The following is an 18842-nucleotide window of genomic DNA, read 5'->3' as shown; positions in this document are numbered from 1 at the left end:
AATTTGACGTAACAACACACTAGTGAACTTGATCTCACTATACCCTAAAAACTCCACAGACCATAAAACCAGAAGATCAGCAAGTTAGTAAGCACTTACGAAAGACTAGGAATTACGTTAAAATGAGACATGACGCACTGAGCAAAAAACATGCTGTTATTGTTTTATTAGCACGCTTTTGACGTTTATAACGAGAACATAGGTGGTTTTAACGTTTTTGACGGGAATCGTAATTGCTAATTTTGTCGTTACGGTGTTTTCTTAGTGTGCCTAAGGCCTACAGGCCACTCCTATTTATTGATTCCTCCGATTAATAAATGATGAAAAGAGGTAGGTCTTAGAGAGTGTTAATCAATTGATAACATTCCTTCCATAAGTGAAACGAAAGCAAATAGTAAGGAACAGCTATGCTTGCCAATATAAAAAAAACAGTACTAGCAACTGCAATTATTGCAACTGCGACAACGGGTTTTGCATCAGTAGCAACTGCTGCTGAGCGTAGTGAACTAACAGTTCACCCAAAAGAGTTTACGACGTTTGTACGTAACTTTAACCCATACTTAGGTGCGACTAACCTACATACAACTACAGACTTCATGTACGAACCACTAGTTGTATTTAACGAAATGCACGGTAACACTCCTGTATTCCGTTTAGCGACAGGCTTTGAAATGTCTGACGACCTAATGAGCGTTACTTTTGACATCCGTAAAGGTGTTAAATGGTCTGATGGCGAAGCATTCAGCGCAGATGACGTTGTTTTCTCATTCAACCTAGTTAAAGAGAAACCTGAGCTTGACCAAAGTGGTATCAATGCTTGGATTACTGGTGTAGAAAAACTTTCTGACCATAAAGTTAAATTCCGTTTAAGCGAAGCGAACTCAAACGTACCTTACGAAATCGTTAAGGTTCCAGTTGTTCCTGAGCACGTATGGAAAGATGTTAAAGAGCCATCAACGTTCACTAACGAAAACCCTGTAGGTTCTGGTCCATTTACTGTTGTAGATACCTTTACTCCACAACTATACGTTCAGTGTGCAAACCCGAACTACTGGGATGCTGATAACCTAGATGTTGACTGTCTACGTGTTCCACAAATTGCGAATAACGACCAATTCCTTGGTAAAGTTATCAATAGTGAAATGGATTGGAGTTCATCATTCATTCCTGATATTGACCGCACATACGCAGCAGCAAGCGAAGAGCACCACTACTGGTACCCGCCTGCAGGTACTCAAGCGTTTGTAGTTAACTTTAAGAACCCAGACGCAGCGAAAAACGAAGCTCTAAACAACGTTGAGTTCCGTCGCGCATTCTCTATGGCACTTGACCGTCAAACAATCATTGATATCGCATTCTACGGCGGCGGTACTGTGAATGATTTCGCATCGGGCATGGGCTATACGTTCGAAGCTTGGTCTGATGAAAAGACACACAAAAAATATCAAGGTTTCAATACATACAACGCTGAAGGTGCTAAAGAGCTTCTAGCTAAAGCTGGCTTTAAAGATGTAAACAATGATGGCTTTGTTGACACTCCATCAGGTAAAAGCTTTGAGCTATCTATCCAATCACCAAACGGTTGGACCGATTTTAACAACACAGTTCAACTTGCAGTAGAGCAGTTAACAGAAGTTGGTATCAAAGCACGTGCTCGTACACCTGATTTCTCAGTGTACAACCAAGCTATGCTTGAAGGTACTTACGATGTAGCTTATACAAACTACTTCCACGGTGCTGATCCATACCTTTACTGGAACAGTGCGTATAACTCAGCGTTGCAAGACGGTGAAGGTATGCCACGTTTCGCGATGCACTACTACAAAAACACTGAGCTAGATAACCTACTAAACAGCTTCTACAAAACAGCTGATAAGAACGAGCAGCTTGCTATCGCTCACGGTATCCAGCAAATCATTGCTGCTGACCAAGTAACGATTCCTGTACTGTCTGGTGCTTACATGTACCAATACAATACAACTCGCTTTACTGGCTGGTGGAACGAAGAAAACTCGAAAGGTCGTCCAAACATTTGGGCTGGCATCCCTGAGCGTCTACTACACGTACTGGACCTAAAACCAGTTAAGTAATAGAAGTTCATTTCTAGCGACGTACATCCAGTGCGTCGCCTATTAAAATCCCCACTCTGTATTAAACAGTATGGCGCTAGTCGTCAGGGGATTTTTCGCTCTAAATTTTCGCTAGGAGCGACCTGAATCCAGAAACAGGGAAACAATCTGGGTGAGTAAGGTGTGAGTTATGGGTTATTTTTTTAGACGTTTGTCATTTTATTTTATTGCGCTGTTAGTTGCAGCTACACTTAATTTCATCATCCCCCGCGCTATGCCGGGTGATCCCGTTACCATGATGTTCGCTAATGCTTCGGTTCAAGTAACACCAGAGCGTATTGAAGCGATGAAACAGCTATTAGGTTTTGTAGATGGTCCTATTTGGATGCAGTACTTTGCCTACATGAAAAACATTCTTAGCTGGGAACTTGGTACTTCAATTCAGTTCTACCCGTTATCAGTAAATACACTTCTAGGTGGTGCATTTGGTTGGTCACTGTTCCTAGCTGGTACTGCGGTTGTTTTATCTTTCTCATTAGGTTCAATTCTAGGCATCTTTGCAGCCTGGAAGCGTGGTAGTAAATACGACGCTTTTGTAACCCCGGGAATGCTAATTCTTCAAGCTGTTCCTCAGGTTGTTATTGCGATGATTGCACTGTTTACTTTCGCAATTGGACTCAAATGGTTCCCGACAGGCTACGCTTACACGGCAGGGACTCTTCCTGACTGGACAAGCTGGACCTTTATTAAAGATGTCGCTTATCACGCATTCTTACCTCTACTTTGTGCCTCTGTCGTTCAAATTGGTGGTTTCCTTGTCAACATGCGTAACAACATGATCAACCTTCTTGCCGAAGACTACATCACCATGGCAAAAGGTAAGGGCCTAACCGAAAACCGCGTTGTCTTTAACTACGCAGCACGAAATGCACTACTACCAAGTGTCACGGCGTTATCGATGTCTCTTGGTATGGCAATCGGTGGTCAGCTCATTATCGAAATCATATTCAACTATCCAGGCCTTGGTAGCGTACTGTTTAATGCAATTAACGCTCGTGACTACCAAGTACTTCAAGGTCAACTACTTATCATGACGCTATTTATGCTGTTCTTTAACTTAGTGGCCGACATGCTATACGTTGTTCTAGACCCTCGCCTACGTAAGGGTGGTAAATAATCATGAAAGAATTTGCAAAACTAATTTGGCGCAATCCAATGGCGCTAACTGGGGTCATAATCCTAAGTACGTTTATATTCATCGCACTAGCGGCTCCTCTTATTACTAAGCATGCTCCAGATAAGCGTACTGGTAATCCACATGAATACCCTAGCTTTGTTGTAAAAGCTGCAAAAGCGAGCCCTGATGGTTGGGTTGCGGAAAACTTGGCAACAGACCGTCGTACGCTAATTATGTCGAAGAAAGCCGACCACGTATTAGGTACTTCACGTATGGGCCGTGATGTTTGGTCTCAGGTTGTATACGGAGCACGTGTTTCTCTAGCGGTAGGTTTTGGCGCGGGTATCACTGTATGTTTCTTAGCAACGGTTATCGGTGTTTCAGCCGGTTACTTTGGTGGACGGGTTGATGACATTCTGACCGCTGCCATGAACATCATGCTGGTTATTCCACAATACCCACTGCTCTTTGTAGTAGCGGCCTTTATCGGTGAAGCAGGGCCATTAACGATAACCCTGGTGATCGGCTTTATGTCCTGGGCTTGGGGCGCAAGGGTTGTTCGCTCCCAAACACTAGCACTACGTGAAAAAGAGTTCGTCAAAGCGGCTGAAGTTTTAGGTGAGTCATCTTTCCGAATCATCTTTGTAGAGATTCTACCTAACCTAGTTTCAATTGTAGGTGCAAGCTTCATAGGCTCAGTTATGTACGCCATCATGATGGAAGCAACACTGTCATTCCTAGGTCTTGGCGATTCAAACACCATCAGCTGGGGCATCATGCTCTACAACGTTCAAACGTCATCATCAATGCTAATCGGCGCATGGTGGGAACTACTTGCTCCATGTATCGCGATAACGCTACTGGTAACAGGTCTGGCACTACTGAACTTCGCTGTTGATGAAATTGCTAACCCTCAGTTACGTTCACACAAAGGCATGAAGCGTTGGAAAAAACTTGCGAAGCAAGACCAAGAAGAGCGTAAACCAGAACTTCCACCACAAAACGCACTTTGGAGCGGAGATAAATAATATGACTGAACCACTAATTTCGGTCCGCAACCTTTGCGTAGACTACATTACTGAAGCCGGTGATGTCCGTGCTTGTAACAATGTTAGCTTTGACTTAGCGCCTGGAGAAGTCTTCGGTTTAGCAGGTGAATCTGGTTGTGGTAAATCAACCGTTGCATTCTCATTGATGCGCCTGCATAAGCCGCCAGCATTCATCACCGGTGGTGAAGTTATCTTCAACGGTGAAGACATCCTGAAATACAGCGATGAGCAAATGCAATCATTCCGTTGGAGCCAGATGTCGATGGTGTTCCAAAGTGCAATGAACGCGCTTAACCCTGTACTAACAATGGAAGAGCAGTTTTGCGATGTGATCATGCGTCATACCAATATGACTCGTGAACAAGCAAAGCTACGCGCTGAAGGTTTACTAGAAATCGTTGATATTCACCCAAGTCGTCTGAATGACTACCCTCACCAATTCTCTGGTGGCATGCGTCAACGTTTAGTTATTGCGATTGCACTAGCACTAAACCCGAAGATGATCATCATGGATGAACCAACAACGGCACTTGATGTTGTTGTTCAACGTGAAATTCTACAAAAGATTTATGCACTAAAAGATGAGTTTGGTTTCTCTATTTTGTTCATTACTCATGATATCTCGTTAATGGTCGAGTTCTCAGACCGTATCGGCATCATGTATTCAGGTGAACTTATTGAAGTAGCTCCTTCAAAAGAGATACTGACCAGCCCTTACCATCCTTACACTAAGGGGTTGTCTAGCTCGTTCCCTCCATTAATCGGCCCTAAAACAAAATTGACAGGTATTCCAGGTAGCCCATTGAACCTATTGGAAATTCCACAAGGTTGTCGCTTCCAAGCACGTTGCGACCGTGTCCATGAGGCATGCACGAAGATACCGACAACTTTACGTCAAATAGAGCCTAATCGTTTATCAAATTGTCACCTATACGGTGAGCCTATTGCTCAAGCCAAAGCTTAAGTAGTTAGAGATAAAACAATAAAAAAGATTCTGGAGACAATTATGAGCAAACAATACGGTGAATTACTAATTGAAGGGAAGAACGTCGTAAAAGACTTCCCTCTAAACAGTAACTCCATAAAACAGTCAAAGATGCGTGCGATTAACGACGTTTCTTTCAAAATGTACAAAGGTCGCGGATTGGCCGTTGTTGGTGAATCAGGTTCTGGTAAATCAACTACCGCAAAAATGATCGCAAAAATGTATGCACCGACAGATGGTGTGATCGAATACAAAGGTCGCGACATTCAAGATATCTCGTCTAGAAAAGATCTTATGCACTACCGCGAAGGTGTGCAGATGGTTTGGCAAGACCCGTTCGGCTCGTTAAATCCAACACACAATATTTTCCATCATATTGCTCGTCCGCTGCTTATCCATAAAAAAGTAACGCCGGGTAATAAGAAAGAGTTGGAAGAGCGAGTTCACAGCCTTCTTGAACAGGTAGGTTTGATTCCACCAAAAGAGACTGCAGCTAAATTCCCACATCAGCTTTCTGGTGGTCAGCGTCAGCGTGTCAACCTTGCACGTAATATCGCTGTAGGTGCTGAAGTTGTTCTAGCCGATGAGCCAACATCAATGCTTGATGTTTCTATTCGTGCTGGTGTTTTAAACCTTATGGAAGAGATGAAGTTTGAAAAGCAGATGTCACTTCTTTACATCACTCACGATATCGCAACAGCGCGTTACATCGCTGAAGATATCTCCGTGATGTATGTCGGTCACATGGTTGAATGGGGCGACACAGATGAAGTCATCGCTAACCCACAGCACCCATACACTAAGCTGCTTATTTCAGCAGTACCCGATCCAAGTAAGTCGATCCATACCAAGCTAGACGGCAACAAAGGCGAGATTCCATTATGGACTCCAGCTTCTGTTGGTTGCCCATTTTCAGGCCGCTGTACTCACGCAACATCAAAATGTACTGAGCGTCTACCGGATGTGACACAGCTTTCTGACAATCACTTTGTACGCTGTTACTTATTTGAATCGTAATCATTGAATCCTAGCTACTCATTGGATTTATAACGCACAACCTAGAGCCTAATGAGTTCATTGGGCTCTAATTTAAACCCCATAATAATCATAATTAATTCGGAGATTTTTGATGCAATTACTCACTAACCATATCGGTTATGAAGTACAGGGTGCTAAACAAGCAATCATCATGACGAAGGCTGAAACGCTCTCTTCGATGAGCGCCACTCTTGTACGTGCAGGTGATCATCAAGTTGTTCTATCTCTTACCGTAAGTGAAGGGCAAAGCTGTGCACAGTGGCATCAAGGCCATTTTTATACTGTCGACTTTTCTCAATTAGTTACTTCCGGGCACTACTACATTACATTTGAAGATATCCGTTCAGAGACATTTGAAGTCTCTGAAGGTCTACTCATGCAGCGTACGTTCTCTGACGTATTGCATTACTTCAAATCTCAGCGTTGTGGTGGAATTTATGATCAACAAGACAAGCAAGTACCGCTGCTAGGCACAAATGTCACTGCCGACGTGCATGGCGGCTGGTACGATGCTTCTGGAGACGTAAGTAAATACTTAAGTCACCTCTCTTATGCCAACTACTTAAACCCTCAACAAATACCGATGGTGGTATGGAACATGTTGAAAGGGTTAACACTTTTAGAGAATCACTCAGGTTTTGCTCCATTTTCTCGCACTCGCCTTAAGGAAGAGGCTTTGTTTGGTGCTGACTTTTTAGTTCGGATGCAAAACTCTGAGGGATTTTTTTACATGACGGTCTTTGACAAGTGGAGCAAAGACATCAAACAGCGTGATATTTGTGCCTACGAAACTCAAGACGGGCACAAAAGTGAAGACTATCAGGCAGGCTTTCGCCAAGGCGGCGGGGTTTCTATTGCCGCACTGGCCTCTGCAGCTCGCTTAGAAGAGCATGGTGAATACACTCAAGCGGATTACCTAAAAGCAGCAGAAGCAGGCTACTGGCATCTAAATGAGTTGAATACTCAATACCTCAATGATGGTGAAGAGAATATTATTGATGAGTACTGCGCTCTGCTTGCTGCCATTGAGCTTTTCCGTACAACCAACAGTGAAAAGTATTTAATTGAGTCAAGAGCTTGGGCAAAACGCCTAATCGCTAGACAGCACTCAGACAACAACAACGAACACTTCTGGTCAGCCAATGCAGATGCATCTAGACCTTACTTTCACGCAGCAGAAGCCGGGTTACCCGTTATTGCTTTGTGTGAGCATTTGCAAATCGAAACAGATAAAGATGTCATCAATCAGGTCAAACAAGTAATTGAAGCAGCTTGTCAGTTTGAGCTTTCAATTAGTACAAAAGTAGCCAACCCATTTGGCTATCCTCGCCAGTACGTTAAGTCTGTTGATGGTGATAAACGCGACGCCTTCTTCGTTGCTCAGAACAATGAATCTGGCTACTGGTGGCAAGGTGAAAATGCTCGATTAGGCTCACTCGCGAGCATGGCATTTATCGCTCAAGAACACCTTGACGATAGCGCTCTTAAACAACAACTTAATCACTATGCACAGAATTCTATTAACTGGATTCTAGGCCTGAATCCATACGACATGTGCATGCTTGATGGCCACGGCCACAACAACCCTGATTACCTGCCTAATCTAGGCTTTTTCAATGCCAAAGGGGGGGTCTGTAACGGCATTACCGCTGGCTTTGATAACGAACAAGACATCGCCTTCAATCCTGACGGCCAAAAGGATGACATGCTACAGAACTGGCGTTGGGGTGAACAATGGATCCCACACGGTGCGTGGTACTTGCTCGCCATCATTAACCAATACAAGCATTTTGTTTCGAACGCGGGAGAGAAATAATTATGACGCTTTATTACGTTGGTATTGATGGTGGTGGCACTTCGTGCCGAGCACGTATTCGCACTCAAGACGGCCAGTTTATTGGTGAAGCCAAAAGTGGTAGTGCCAATATCCTGTTAGGGGTTGATGTTGCGATGTCCTCTATTATGAACGCTATTGACTCGGCCGCTCAACAAGGCGGGCTAAGCAGCAGCGATTACACGTCAATGCATATAGGGCTTGCTCTTGCAGGGGCTGAGCAAAAATCGGCATGGGTAGACTTCATGGCCCAGCCTCATCCATTTGCAAGCATGACACTCAATACCGACGCTTATGGCGCATGTGTGGGTGCTCATAATGGCAAAGACGGCGCAATCATGATCGGCGGAACCGGATCTTGTGGTATTTTGCTAAAAAACGGACAGCAGCATGTGGTTGGCGGCCGTGAATTCCCAATTTCAGATCAAGGTGGTGGCGCAGTCATGGGCTTAAGGCTCATTCAACAAGTGCTACTCACTCAAGATGGCATTCGCCCTGACTCTGCCTTATCTAAGCATGTTATGGAACACTTCAACAACGATGTCGATCAAATTGTTGAATGGTCTAAAACTGCTATTCCAAAAGATTATGGTCAATTTTCTCCGACCATCTTCCAGCTGGCCAATGAAGGTGACGATCTTGCTATTGAAATGCTCAAGCAGACTGCTGCCGATATAGAGATGTTTTTAGTTGCGTTGAATAAGAAAGGAGCAGACCGAATTTGCCTAATGGGCAGCATTGCACAACGTATCACCGCTTGGTTGTCTCCCCCTGTTCAACAGTGGATTGTTGAGCCTCAATTTGATGCGATTGAAGGCGCATTAATGTTTGCTGGCGACACCAAGCAAAATTTGTACTGAGGAATCTTAAATGAGCTATCGAGTAGATTTAGCAGTACTTTCCGAGCAAAAACAGTTTTGCCGATTTGGACTGACGTTACATAACCTAAGTGATCAAGACATCAATAATTGGTCATTTAATTTTATTATGGATCGGTTTATTCAGCCCGATAGCCTATCTAATGCTGTATTGAATCAAACGGGCAGTTACTGCGTTTTAACCTCTAATAACCAAACACTTAAAGCAAATGCACACTTTTACTGTGAATTTAGCATTAACACCGCGCCATTACGCTTCTACACCGATGGATTAAAAGATGCAGTTCTCATTAATACTACGACGGATCAACACCATACTATTGCCATCACTCCGATAGCTCTTGCCTCGCCTCATCGACATAGAACAGAGCTTCCTGTGGTTGAAGCGGCTGATATCGCAATTATTCCTAAGCCTTTAAAGCTAGAGACTTCGTCTGGTTATTACGTATTGAGTGATAAAAGCCAAATAACACTGCAATCAAACCGTGCTGAAGGTGCAGCTAATTGGTTACAGTTAGAGCTCAATGCCCTATTTAATATTGAGATGCACTCTATTGGCAAAGGGGACATTCGTTATCGTACTAGTCCAATACTCGATGAAAGTGAGTATCAACTAACCATTAATCAAAATGGTGTCTGCCTAGAAGCTAATTCCGCATCAGGTTTTGTTCACGCTAGTGCCTCTTTTATTCAACTTCTAAAACAGAGTGAAGATAAAAATCAGCTCACAGCACCTTTTGTAAAAATTTCAGATGCGCCACGATATAAGTACCGCGGCATGATGCTTGACTGTTCGCGTCACTTTCACCCAGTGGAACGAGTTAAACGTCTGATCAATCAACTTGCTTACTACAAGTTCAATACCTTCCACTGGCATCTTACCGATGATGAAGGGTGGCGTATTGAAATTAAGGCATTTCCACAACTGACAACCGTTGGCTCTCATCGATCTATCGAATCAACTTTAGCGCCACAATTTAGCCATATTGATCAACCCTATTCTGGTTTTTACAGCCAAGATGAGATCAAAGAGATCGTTGCATTTGCTGATCAACGTGGCATCACTATCATTCCAGAGATCGACGTTCCCGGTCACTGCAGAGCAGCAATTAAAGCTCTACCAGAATTACTGGTTGATCCTAACGATCACTCTGAGTATCGCAGTATTCAAAACTATACCGACAACGTGCTATCCCCAGCGTTAGAAGGCACTTATGAGTTTTTAGGCAAAGTGCTTGAAGAAGTTGCACAGCTATTCCCTGCTCCATGGGTTCATATAGGGGCCGATGAAGTACCCAAAGGCGTATGGGAAAAAAGCGCCAATTGCCAAGCGTTAATGAAAGAGCAAGGTTATAGCGATACTAAAGAGCTTCAGGGCCACCTACTTCGTTTTGCTGAGAAAAAGCTTCGCACTCTAGGAAAACGCATGGTCGGGTGGGAAGAAGCTCAGCATGGTGACAAAGTCAGTAAAGATACCGTTATTTACTCGTGGCTTAGTGAAGATGCCGCACTGAAATGTGCTAAGCAGGGCTTTGATGTCATTTTACAACCCGGTCAATACACCTATCTGGACATGGCACAAGATTATGCTCCCGAAGAACCAGGCGTCGACTGGGCCAATGTACTGCCATTAGAGCAAGCATATCGCTATGAACCTCTAGCCGATATCTCTGATGGCGATCCGATAAAGAAACGCATTCTTGGTGTTCAATGTGCTTTATGGTGCGAAATTATTACCCATCAAGAGCGCATGGACTACATGGTTTTCCCTCGTATCACAGCGATGGCGGAAGCGTGTTGGACCAACAAACCCCAACGAGATTGGACAGACTATTTAGCACGATTGAAGGGTCATTTACCCCTGCTAGATAAGCAGGATATTCAATACCGTTCACCGTGGAAATAAGACTAAAGCTAAGTGTTGCAGCAGCACTTAGCTAATTTCACTAGCATTAAATTTAGCTGTTGGATTAGCAGCTTATATAAAAGGATAGAACCATGAAATACGGCTATTTCGATAATGAGAATCGTGAATACGTCATTACTCGCCCTGACGTTCCAGCACCTTGGACTAACTACCTAGGTACTGAAAAATTCTGTACAGTAATCTCCCACAATGCCGGTGGTTACTCATTCTACAACTCACCAGAATATAATCGCGTCACTAAATTCAGACCAAATGCATCGTTTGATCGCCCAGGACACTACGTTTATCTGCGCGATGATGAGACGGGCGATTATTGGTCAATTTCATGGCAGCCAGTTGCTAAAAGCTTAGATGAAGCGAACTACGAAGTTCGACACGGTCTTTCTTACTCTAAGTTCAAATGTGAATACAACGGTATTACTGCTGAAAAAACTCTGTTTGTTCCAAAAGGCGAAGATGCAGAAGTTTGGGATGTAGTCATTAAGAACACATCAGATAAACCACGTACTATCAGTGCCTTCTCATTTGTTGAGTTCTCTTTCAGCCATATTCAATCAGATAACCAAAACCACCAGATGTCACTTTACTCTGCTGGTACTGAGTACAAAGATGGCGTTCTTGAATATGACCTTTACTACAACACTGACGACTTTGAAGGCTTCTACTACCTAGCATCTACGTTTGACCCAGATTCATATGATGGTCAACGTGACAGCTTCTTAGGTCTATACCGTGATGAAGCAAACCCGATTGCCGTTGAGAAAGGCCAATGTTCAAACAGCGCGCAAACTTGTTATAACCACTGTGGTTCTCTGCATAAGCAATTTACTATTCAGCCAGGTGAAGAAGTTCGTTTTGCTTACATATTAGGTATTGGTAAAGGCAACGGCGACCGTCTACGTACCAAGTACCAAGACTTAGCCAATGTTGATGCTGCATTTGCTGGCATTAAAGATCACTGGAATGAGCGTTGTGACAAATTCCAAGTTAAATCACCAAATGAAGGTCTAGATACCATGATCAATGCTTGGACTCTATACCAAGCAGAAACCTGTGTTGTCTGGTCGCGCTTTGCATCCTTCATTGAAGTGGGCGGTCGTACTGGCCTTGGCTACCGCGATACTGCGCAAGATGCGATTTCAGTACCACACGCTAACCCAGAGATGACCCGCAAACGTCTTGTTGATCTTCTACGTGGTCAAGTAAAAGCGGGCTACGGTTTACACCTATTTGATCCTGATTGGTTTGATCCAGAAAAAGCAGATGTCGTGCCATCTAAATCTCCAACTGTCGTTCCGACTCCATCTGATGATGACAAGATCCACGGTATTGATGATACCTGTTCTGATGATCACCTTTGGATTGTCCCTACCATCTGTAAATATGTGATGGAAACTGGCGAGCACAGCTTCTTTGATGAAGTGATCCCATACGCTGACGGCGGCGAAGCGAGTGTTTACGAACACATGAAAGCTGCCCTAGATTTCTCTGCAGAATATGTTGGTCAAACGGGTATCTGTAAAGGTCTACGTGCCGACTGGAACGACTGTCTAAACCTTGGTGGTGGCGAATCATCAATGGTTTCATTCCTGCATTTCTGGGCACTTCAAGAGTTCCTTGATCTAGCCAAGTACCGCGGTAACGACGCTGATATTGCAAAATATACCGAAATGGCAGCTAACGTTCGTGAAGCGTGTGAAACACACCTTTGGGATGATGAAGGTGGTTGGTATATCCGTGGTCTAACTAAAGACGGCGACAAAATTGGTACGGCACAACAAACTGAAGGTCGTATCCACCTTGAATCAAACACATTGGCTGTTCTATCTGGCGCTGTATCTCAAGAGCGCGGTGAAAAAGCGATGGATGCGGTTGATGAAAACCTTTACTCAGAATATGGCTTACACCTAAATGCTCCGTCATTTGCAACGCCAAATGATGACATTGGTTTTGTAACACGCGTTTATCAAGGCGTTAAAGAAAACGGCGCGATCTTCTCTCACCCTAACCCTTGGGCTTGGGTTGCTGAAGCAAAACTTGGCCGTGGTGACCGTGCGATGAAGTTCTATGATGCGCTTAACCCATACAACCAGAACGACATGATTGATAAGCGTATTGCTGAACCATACTCTTACGTTCAATTCATCATGGGTCGTGATCACCAAGATCATGGCCGTGCAAACCACCCATGGTTAACGGGGACATCAGGTTGGGCTTACTTTGCGGTAACGAACTTTATTCTTGGCGTTCGAGTGGGTTATGAAGGTTTAACCGTTGATCCATGCATTCCAACTGACTGGCCTGGCTTTGAAGTGACGCGTCAATGGCGTGGTGCGACGTACAACATTAAAGTTGAGAACCCAAACTCTGTGAGCAAAGGGGTTAAGTCTATGACACTAAACGGCCAGCCTATTGAAGGCGCTCTTCCAATACAGCAAGACGGCAGCGTTAACGAAGTTATTGTCACTCTAGGTTAATCAACTGACCAACTCTAGTTGCTACTTAAAGTCAGCCTCTAAACCTATTTAGGGGCTGATAGATCAAGTGGCTAAAAGGATTTAATTATGATCAAATTTGGTACCGGTGGCTGGCGCGCTTTTATTGGCGAAGAGTTTACCAAAGATAACGTTCGTCTTGTCGCTCAAGCACTTTCCAACATCATCAATAACGAAAACGTTGCTGAGAAAGGATTCATTGTCGGTTATGACCGCCGCTTTCTCTCTGATAAAGCGAGCCGTTGGTTTGCTGAAGTTTTAGCAGCCAACAATATTCCTGTGAGCTTTATCGATAAGTTTGTTCCTACCCCTATCGTTATGTTCCAAGCAAAAGAGATGGGATGTGCTTATTCAGCGTGTATTACCGCTTCTCATAACCCAGCAGATTACAACGGCATCAAGATCTTTATCGAAGGTGGTCGCGATGCAGATGAAATTATTACTGAAAAAGTAGAAGTACAAATCAATCAGCTGACGGCTTCTGATGTTAAATCGGTTGATTTTGAACAAGCTCTAAATGATAAATCAGTTGTCATCATTAACCCGATGAACGCCTTTGTTGATTCAATCATTAACTTTATCGATATCGAAGCAATTAAAAAAGCCAACCTTAGAGTGTTGATTGACCCGATGTTTGGCGTGGCTAAAAACGCTCTGCAAACAGTACTGATCAATGGTCGCTGTGATGTTGATGTAATTAATGATGGAAAAAACCCTGACTTTGGCGGGTTGATGCCATCACCGAATGCATCAACGCTATACCGTTTAAAGCACTTAGTTGCCGCGGAAGGTTATGACATCGGTATTGGCACCGATGGTGATGCAGATAGACTCGGCATCATCGATGAAAAAGGTAACTTCATACATCCAAATGAAGTGCTTATCCTGCTTTACTACTACTTGCTTGAGTACAAGGGCTGGAAAGGCTCTGTTGTCCGTAATATCGCAACCACACATATTCTTGATAAAGTCGCTGCCGACCATGGTGAAAAGAGCTTTGAGGTTCCTGTAGGCTTTAAGCATATTAGCTCACAAATGGAAGCTGATGATTCGCTTATTGGTGGTGAAAGCTCAGGAGGGCTTACTATTCGTGGTCACATCTTAGGTAAAGATGGTGTATTTGCGTCTAGCTTACTGGTTGAGATGATTTCAGTAACAGGCAAAAAATTATCTGAAATGTTAGATGAAATCTACGCTAAATACGGGTATGCCTATACCGCCGAAGGGGACTGTACTTTCAAACCCGCTCAAAAAGAGGCGCTATACAACAAGATCTACGTTGAAAAACAACTGCCAGAATTTGAATACGAGATAGAGAAAGTGAGCTACGACGATGGTGCTAAAGTATATTTTAAGAATGGCGGCTGGGTGATAGCTCGCTTCTCAGGTACTGAGCCTCTATTAAGAATTTTTGCAGAGATGCAAGACAAAGACACTGCCGAACGTGTTCTTCAACAGGTAAAAAGCTTCTTGTCTCTTTAAGTCTTAAAAGATATAGCTCTTTTAAGATCAAGCAAGACAGTGATTACCGAACTTCACGCTCAATTTGAGCACCCTATAGGTGGAGAACACTTGCCCGGCGAAAGCCGGGCTTTTTTGTGCCCACGAATAAAACCTAATTGATACGCAGGCTGTAGTAACCGACTACTACCACTAGGTGTAAACGAATTGTTAACTTAGTTTCTCGCTTACCCTAAATGGAAATTAAAATATGGCACGTATACTCATTCTTGCTGGTGATTTTGTCGAAGATTACGAATTGATGGTCCCTTTCCAAGCGCTCGGCATGGTTGGACACAGCGTCAGTGTCGTGTGCCCCGAGAAGCAAAAGGGCGACACCATAAAAACCGCGATTCATGATTTCGAAGGCGATCAAACATACACAGAAAAGCCCGGTCATCTGTTTACTCTCAATGCAAACTTCTCTGATATATCATCGGCTGAGTATGACGCACTTGTCATTCCAGGAGGAAGAGCCCCTGAATACTTAAGATTAAATTCTCAGGTCATATCACTGGTACAAGCCTTTGCTGAGCAGAAGAAACCAATAGCTGCTGTTTGCCATGGGGCACAATTGCTCGCGGCTGCCAATATTATTGAAGGACATTCTATTTCGGCCTACCCCGCTTGTGCGCCGGAGATTAAGTTAGCGGGTGCTCGCTACGCTGAATTACCAATGGATGAGGCCATCACTGATGGAATTTTCATTACAGCACCCGCATGGCCTGCTCACCCAAGTTGGTTAGCACAATTAAACCAATCACTTCTTTAGACTAAAGACGTAGTGAGTTATTAGAAAAAAGCACTAAGCTGACGTCATAAGGTTGTCAATGGAGTGAACCATGTGTGAGATATATTCGGGTGCAGAAGATAAACTTTTTGAACTGAAAACACGTTCAGTACGAATCGATGGGGTTGTCACCAGTATCCGGCTTGAAGCGGTATTTTGGAAAATTATTGAAGATATTTCAGCTGAGTCTCATATCTCCGTTGCAGAGTTTCTAACTCGCATCTACAACGAAGTCATTCAACGAAGAGGTGAACTAGGTAACTTCACCTCTTTGTTGCGTGTTGCCTGTACCACTTACTTAAATGGAGGTAAGAGAATTAATGTGTAAGTGAGGACTCGTTTTTGTATCCTGTATAAGCCAATTCGTTAAAACGCCAAGATACCTTGTTCGTCAACGTTAACCCTGACGGTTTGCCCAATAGATAAAGCTTGAGATGAGCTCGCAGTTAATTTATTGCCATTCACCTTAATAACGTAACGACAATGGTCCCCCATAAAATGCTGCTCTTGTATGCGGGTATCACTCTCTTGAGCCGCTTCAATTTGTATATGTTGCGGACGAAGCAATAACTCACAATCTTGATTCACTTCAATAGCATTTTTGGCAATTGCTTCGACTGTGCCTAGCACTGTTTCAAACTTATACTCAGAAACACGAGTCGCAGGTAAGTAACTTCCACCACCTAAAAAATCTGCAACGAACTTACTTGATGGATGGTAGTAAAGCTCAGATGCCGTACCATATTGCTCAATAACACCATGATTCATTACGGCCATTTTGTCTGAAAAGGCAAACGCCTCTTCTCGGCTGTGAGTAACAAAGATAGCAGTAACACCTTGAGATTTGAAAATCCGTCTGATCTCAGCAATCAATTCATGACGTACTTGAGTATCAATATTTGAAAACGGTTCATCAAGTAGCAATAGATCAGGCTTGTAAGCTAGCGTGCGCGCAATGGCAACCCGTTGCTGTTGGCCGCCAGAAAGTTGATGAGGAAAGCGGTCACCAAAGTCAGTGAGATGAACAAGTTCCAACATCTCTTGGACCTTGCTTTCTTTTTCTTCTTTGCTCGCCTTTCTTAAGCCAAATGCAATATTCTCTTTCACAGTTAAGTGAGGAAACAAGGCGTAATCTTGAAAGATCATACCAATATTACGCTGCTCTGGTGGCAACCAGTTCTCACCATCATCGATGGTCATGCAATTAAGGCTCATTACACCTGAACTCAATGGCAATAATCCTGCAACGGCTTTTAGTAACGTCGTTTTTCCGCAACCACTGGCTCCTAGCAAGCACACAATCTCGCCGTGGTTTACTTCCAAAGATAACTGTTCGAGCACCGTTTGAGTTTCGTACTTACACGTTAAGTTTTGAATAGAAAGAGCACAACTCATCAGTGGGTTTTCTCCAAAGAACGGTTAACAATAATAAGCGGAATTAATCCCACTAAAACTAATAATACAGCAGGCATAGCTGCTAATTCCAAATGCTCATCTGATGCAAAATTAAAAACATACGTTGCTAAAGTTTCAAAGTTAAACGGTCTTAATAATAGTGCAGCGTTAAGCTCTTTCATCGATTCGATAAACACCAATAAACCAGCAATCAATGAACCACGACGGATCAATGGGAAATGGACTCGCCAAAGCATTTTATTGGTATTGCACCCCATTGTTCGTGCTGCCATATCTAACGATGGCGGTATTTTACTTAGGCTACTTTCAATACTACCAATAGCAACTGCCGAGAAGCGGACAACTAGAGCAACAATAAGCGCAAACATTGAACCTGAGAAAACCAGTCCAGGGCGATTCCACTCCATAAACCTAGCAATGTCGTTGACAAAGTGATCCATAAAGATCACCGGAACTAACACACCAATCGCTAATACTGTTCCCGGTACAGCGTAGCCCATTGAAGAGAGTCTCATGTATGCCAAACTACGATGACTAGGGCTAACACGATGATTGAAGTTAACAACAAGCGCTATAAATACGCCGACAATAGCGGCGATCGTCGAGACCTGTAAACTGTTGATAGCATATTCTCTAAACTCTGCCGTCCAACTCTGTTCAAAGTACTTATAAGCATAAATACAGAGTTGCATTAAAGGCAAAATAAAGGCAATAGAAACAATTCCCCAACACCAAGTGAGTGCCGCCCACTTCTTCCAACCAGTTAAGCGGTAGCGAAAATCTTCACGGCTACTAAATTGATTTTGAAATAGTTTTTGTTTTCGACGGCTATATCGTTCTGCACTGAGCAATAAGATAACGATCATCAACATCATGGCGGATATTTTGGCCGCCGCATTGAGGTTTGAGTAGCCCAGCCAAGTGTCATAGACGGCGGTTGTTAATGTGCTTACGGCGAAGTAACTCACTGTACCAAAGTCACCAATCGTTTCCATAGCCACAAGTGATAGGCCAACTGCCATAGAAGGACGCACAAGCGGTAAAGAGATACGTTTAAAACTCTCCCAAGGGGTACACTTTAAAAGTCTTGCTGACTGTAGCAGCGAGACGTTCTGCTCCATGAATGCAGCGCGGCAAAGAAGATAAACATAAGGATACAACACCAGCGACAAGACAATAGTCGCGCCGGTTAAGGTGCGAATATCAGGGAACCAGTATTCACCAGGCCCCCAACCTGTCATATCACGCAGAAGAATTTGAATTGGCCCTGCAAAATCGAACCAGTCAGTGAAGATATAGCCAATGATATAACCCGGCATTGCTAAGGGAAGCACCAATGCCCATTGAAGAATTTTTTCACTAGGCAGCCGGCACATTGCCATAAACCAAGCACTTGGGATACCAAGCACTAAAGAGAGAACCATAACACCAACCGTCAATACAACCGTATTGTAGACATACGTTGGCATAACGGTGGACATCAGATGTGAAAAAACCTCATCGGTGTCACCCATTGAGGTATAGAAGATAGCTAAGATCGGCAAAACCAGCAGCAAAGCTAGGCTTGCACTACTGGTTTTCCATATATAATTTTTTTCGTTCATCGCCTAACTACAATAAGGCTGTATGAAACATAAACGCGATTGCAAATACATCTCATATCCTTTTGAAAAACAGGGGTACT

14 protein-coding genes are annotated in these 18842 nt (G+C 43.6%); 12 read left to right on the top strand and 2 right to left on the bottom strand.

Features of this window, described 5'->3' with window-relative positions:
* Nucleotides 1-407 precede the first annotated feature (407 nt).
* The 12 genes from L4C54_RS13675 to L4C54_RS13620 all read left to right on the top strand — a co-directional run bounded on the left by L4C54_RS13675 (nt 408) and on the right by L4C54_RS13620 (nt 16070).
* Nucleotides 408-2090, top strand: coding sequence for an ABC transporter substrate-binding protein (locus tag L4C54_RS13675; protein ID WP_428801127.1), 1683 nt, complete (start codon nt 408-410; stop codon nt 2088-2090).
* A 169-nt stretch (nt 2091-2259) separates the two neighbouring features.
* The gene (locus L4C54_RS13670) at nt 2260-3246 is read left to right on the top strand and encodes an ABC transporter permease (protein ID WP_428801128.1); all 987 of its coding nucleotides are present in this window, start codon (nt 2260-2262) and stop codon (nt 3244-3246) included.
* A gap of 2 nt (nt 3247-3248) precedes the next feature.
* On the top strand, nt 3249-4274 hold the full coding sequence (locus L4C54_RS13665) for an ABC transporter permease (RefSeq protein WP_428808631.1): 1026 nt from the start codon (nt 3249-3251) through the stop codon (nt 4272-4274).
* 1 nt (nt 4275) lies between these two features.
* Nucleotides 4276-5259 (top strand): ABC transporter ATP-binding protein, encoded by a 984-nt coding sequence (locus L4C54_RS13660; RefSeq protein WP_428801130.1) that lies wholly within the window; start codon nt 4276-4278, stop codon nt 5257-5259.
* Nucleotides 5260-5301: 42 nt separating this feature from the next.
* Complete coding sequence (locus L4C54_RS13655; RefSeq protein ID WP_428801131.1) at nt 5302-6297, top strand: ABC transporter ATP-binding protein; 996 nt, start codon at nt 5302-5304, stop codon at nt 6295-6297.
* Between the two features lie 112 nt (nt 6298-6409).
* On the top strand, nt 6410-8134 hold the full coding sequence (locus tag L4C54_RS13650) for a glycoside hydrolase family 9 protein (protein ID WP_428808630.1): 1725 nt from the start codon (nt 6410-6412) through the stop codon (nt 8132-8134).
* Between the two features lie 2 nt (nt 8135-8136).
* Nucleotides 8137-9012 carry a glucosamine kinase nucleotide-binding domain-containing protein gene (locus tag L4C54_RS13645; RefSeq protein WP_428808629.1) on the top strand — a complete coding sequence of 292 codons (876 nt, stop codon included), beginning with the start codon at nt 8137-8139 and terminating at the stop codon, nt 9010-9012.
* A gap of 10 nt (nt 9013-9022) precedes the next feature.
* The gene (locus tag L4C54_RS13640; RefSeq protein ID WP_428808628.1) at nt 9023-10936 is read left to right on the top strand and encodes a beta-N-acetylhexosaminidase; all 1914 of its coding nucleotides are present in this window, start codon (nt 9023-9025) and stop codon (nt 10934-10936) included.
* 92 nt (nt 10937-11028) lie between these two features.
* The gene (locus L4C54_RS13635) at nt 11029-13434 is read left to right on the top strand and encodes a glycoside hydrolase family 94 protein (RefSeq protein WP_428808627.1); all 2406 of its coding nucleotides are present in this window, start codon (nt 11029-11031) and stop codon (nt 13432-13434) included.
* Between the two features lie 87 nt (nt 13435-13521).
* On the top strand, nt 13522-14934 hold the full coding sequence (locus L4C54_RS13630) for a phosphoglucomutase/phosphomannomutase family protein (protein ID WP_428808626.1): 1413 nt from the start codon (nt 13522-13524) through the stop codon (nt 14932-14934).
* Between the two features lie 229 nt (nt 14935-15163).
* Nucleotides 15164-15724 carry a DJ-1/PfpI family protein gene (locus tag L4C54_RS13625; protein WP_428808625.1) on the top strand — a complete coding sequence of 187 codons (561 nt, stop codon included), beginning with the start codon at nt 15164-15166 and terminating at the stop codon, nt 15722-15724.
* Between the two features lie 70 nt (nt 15725-15794).
* Complete coding sequence (locus tag L4C54_RS13620) at nt 15795-16070, top strand: ribbon-helix-helix domain-containing protein (protein WP_428801138.1); 276 nt, start codon at nt 15795-15797, stop codon at nt 16068-16070.
* Between the two features lie 38 nt (nt 16071-16108).
* On the opposite strand, the gene L4C54_RS13615 is transcribed toward L4C54_RS13620, so the two are convergent.
* Entirely contained in the window at nt 16109-17137 is a 1029-nt protein-coding gene (locus L4C54_RS13615) for an ABC transporter ATP-binding protein (protein WP_428808624.1), read from the bottom strand.
* Nucleotides 17137-18762, bottom strand: a complete 1626-nt coding sequence (locus L4C54_RS13610; protein ID WP_428801140.1) for an ABC transporter permease — start codon at nt 18760-18762, stop codon at nt 17137-17139. Before L4C54_RS13610 ends, L4C54_RS13615 begins: the two co-directional genes overlap by 1 nt.
* Nucleotides 18763-18842 lie beyond the last annotated feature (80 nt).

Source organism: Vibrio lamellibrachiae, assembly GCF_050337265.1.
Taxonomy (GTDB): domain Bacteria; phylum Pseudomonadota; class Gammaproteobacteria; order Enterobacterales; family Vibrionaceae; genus Vibrio; species Vibrio kyushuensis.
This window is presented reverse-complemented; position numbering and strand designations above follow the sequence as displayed.

What these genes read in the sequence shown, in the direction of transcription:
- L4C54_RS13650 (WP_428808630.1), top strand. Translation starts at nt 6,410, where the DNA reads ATGCAATTACTCACTAACCATATCGGTTATGAAGTACAGGGTGCTAAA.
- L4C54_RS13645 (WP_428808629.1), top strand. Translation starts at nt 8,137, where the DNA reads ATGACGCTTTATTACGTTGGTATTGATGGTGGTGGCACTTCGTGCCGA.
- L4C54_RS13635 (WP_428808627.1), top strand. Translation starts at nt 11,029, where the DNA reads ATGAAATACGGCTATTTCGATAATGAGAATCGTGAATACGTCATTACT.
- L4C54_RS13640 (WP_428808628.1), top strand. Translation starts at nt 9,023, where the DNA reads ATGAGCTATCGAGTAGATTTAGCAGTACTTTCCGAGCAAAAACAGTTT.
- L4C54_RS13615 (WP_428808624.1), bottom strand. Translation starts at nt 17,137, where the DNA reads ATGAGTTGTGCTCTTTCTATTCAAAACTTAACGTGTAAGTACGAAACT.
- L4C54_RS13665 (WP_428808631.1), top strand. Translation starts at nt 3,249, where the DNA reads ATGAAAGAATTTGCAAAACTAATTTGGCGCAATCCAATGGCGCTAACT.
- L4C54_RS13670 (WP_428801128.1), top strand. Translation starts at nt 2,260, where the DNA reads ATGGGTTATTTTTTTAGACGTTTGTCATTTTATTTTATTGCGCTGTTA.
- L4C54_RS13620 (WP_428801138.1), top strand. Translation starts at nt 15,795, where the DNA reads ATGTGTGAGATATATTCGGGTGCAGAAGATAAACTTTTTGAACTGAAA.
- L4C54_RS13610 (WP_428801140.1), bottom strand. Translation starts at nt 18,762, where the DNA reads ATGAACGAAAAAAATTATATATGGAAAACCAGTAGTGCAAGCCTAGCT.
- L4C54_RS13675 (WP_428801127.1), top strand. Translation starts at nt 408, where the DNA reads ATGCTTGCCAATATAAAAAAAACAGTACTAGCAACTGCAATTATTGCA.
- L4C54_RS13630 (WP_428808626.1), top strand. Translation starts at nt 13,522, where the DNA reads ATGATCAAATTTGGTACCGGTGGCTGGCGCGCTTTTATTGGCGAAGAG.
- L4C54_RS13655 (WP_428801131.1), top strand. Translation starts at nt 5,302, where the DNA reads ATGAGCAAACAATACGGTGAATTACTAATTGAAGGGAAGAACGTCGTA.
- L4C54_RS13625 (WP_428808625.1), top strand. Translation starts at nt 15,164, where the DNA reads ATGGCACGTATACTCATTCTTGCTGGTGATTTTGTCGAAGATTACGAA.
- L4C54_RS13660 (WP_428801130.1), top strand. Translation starts at nt 4,276, where the DNA reads ATGACTGAACCACTAATTTCGGTCCGCAACCTTTGCGTAGACTACATT.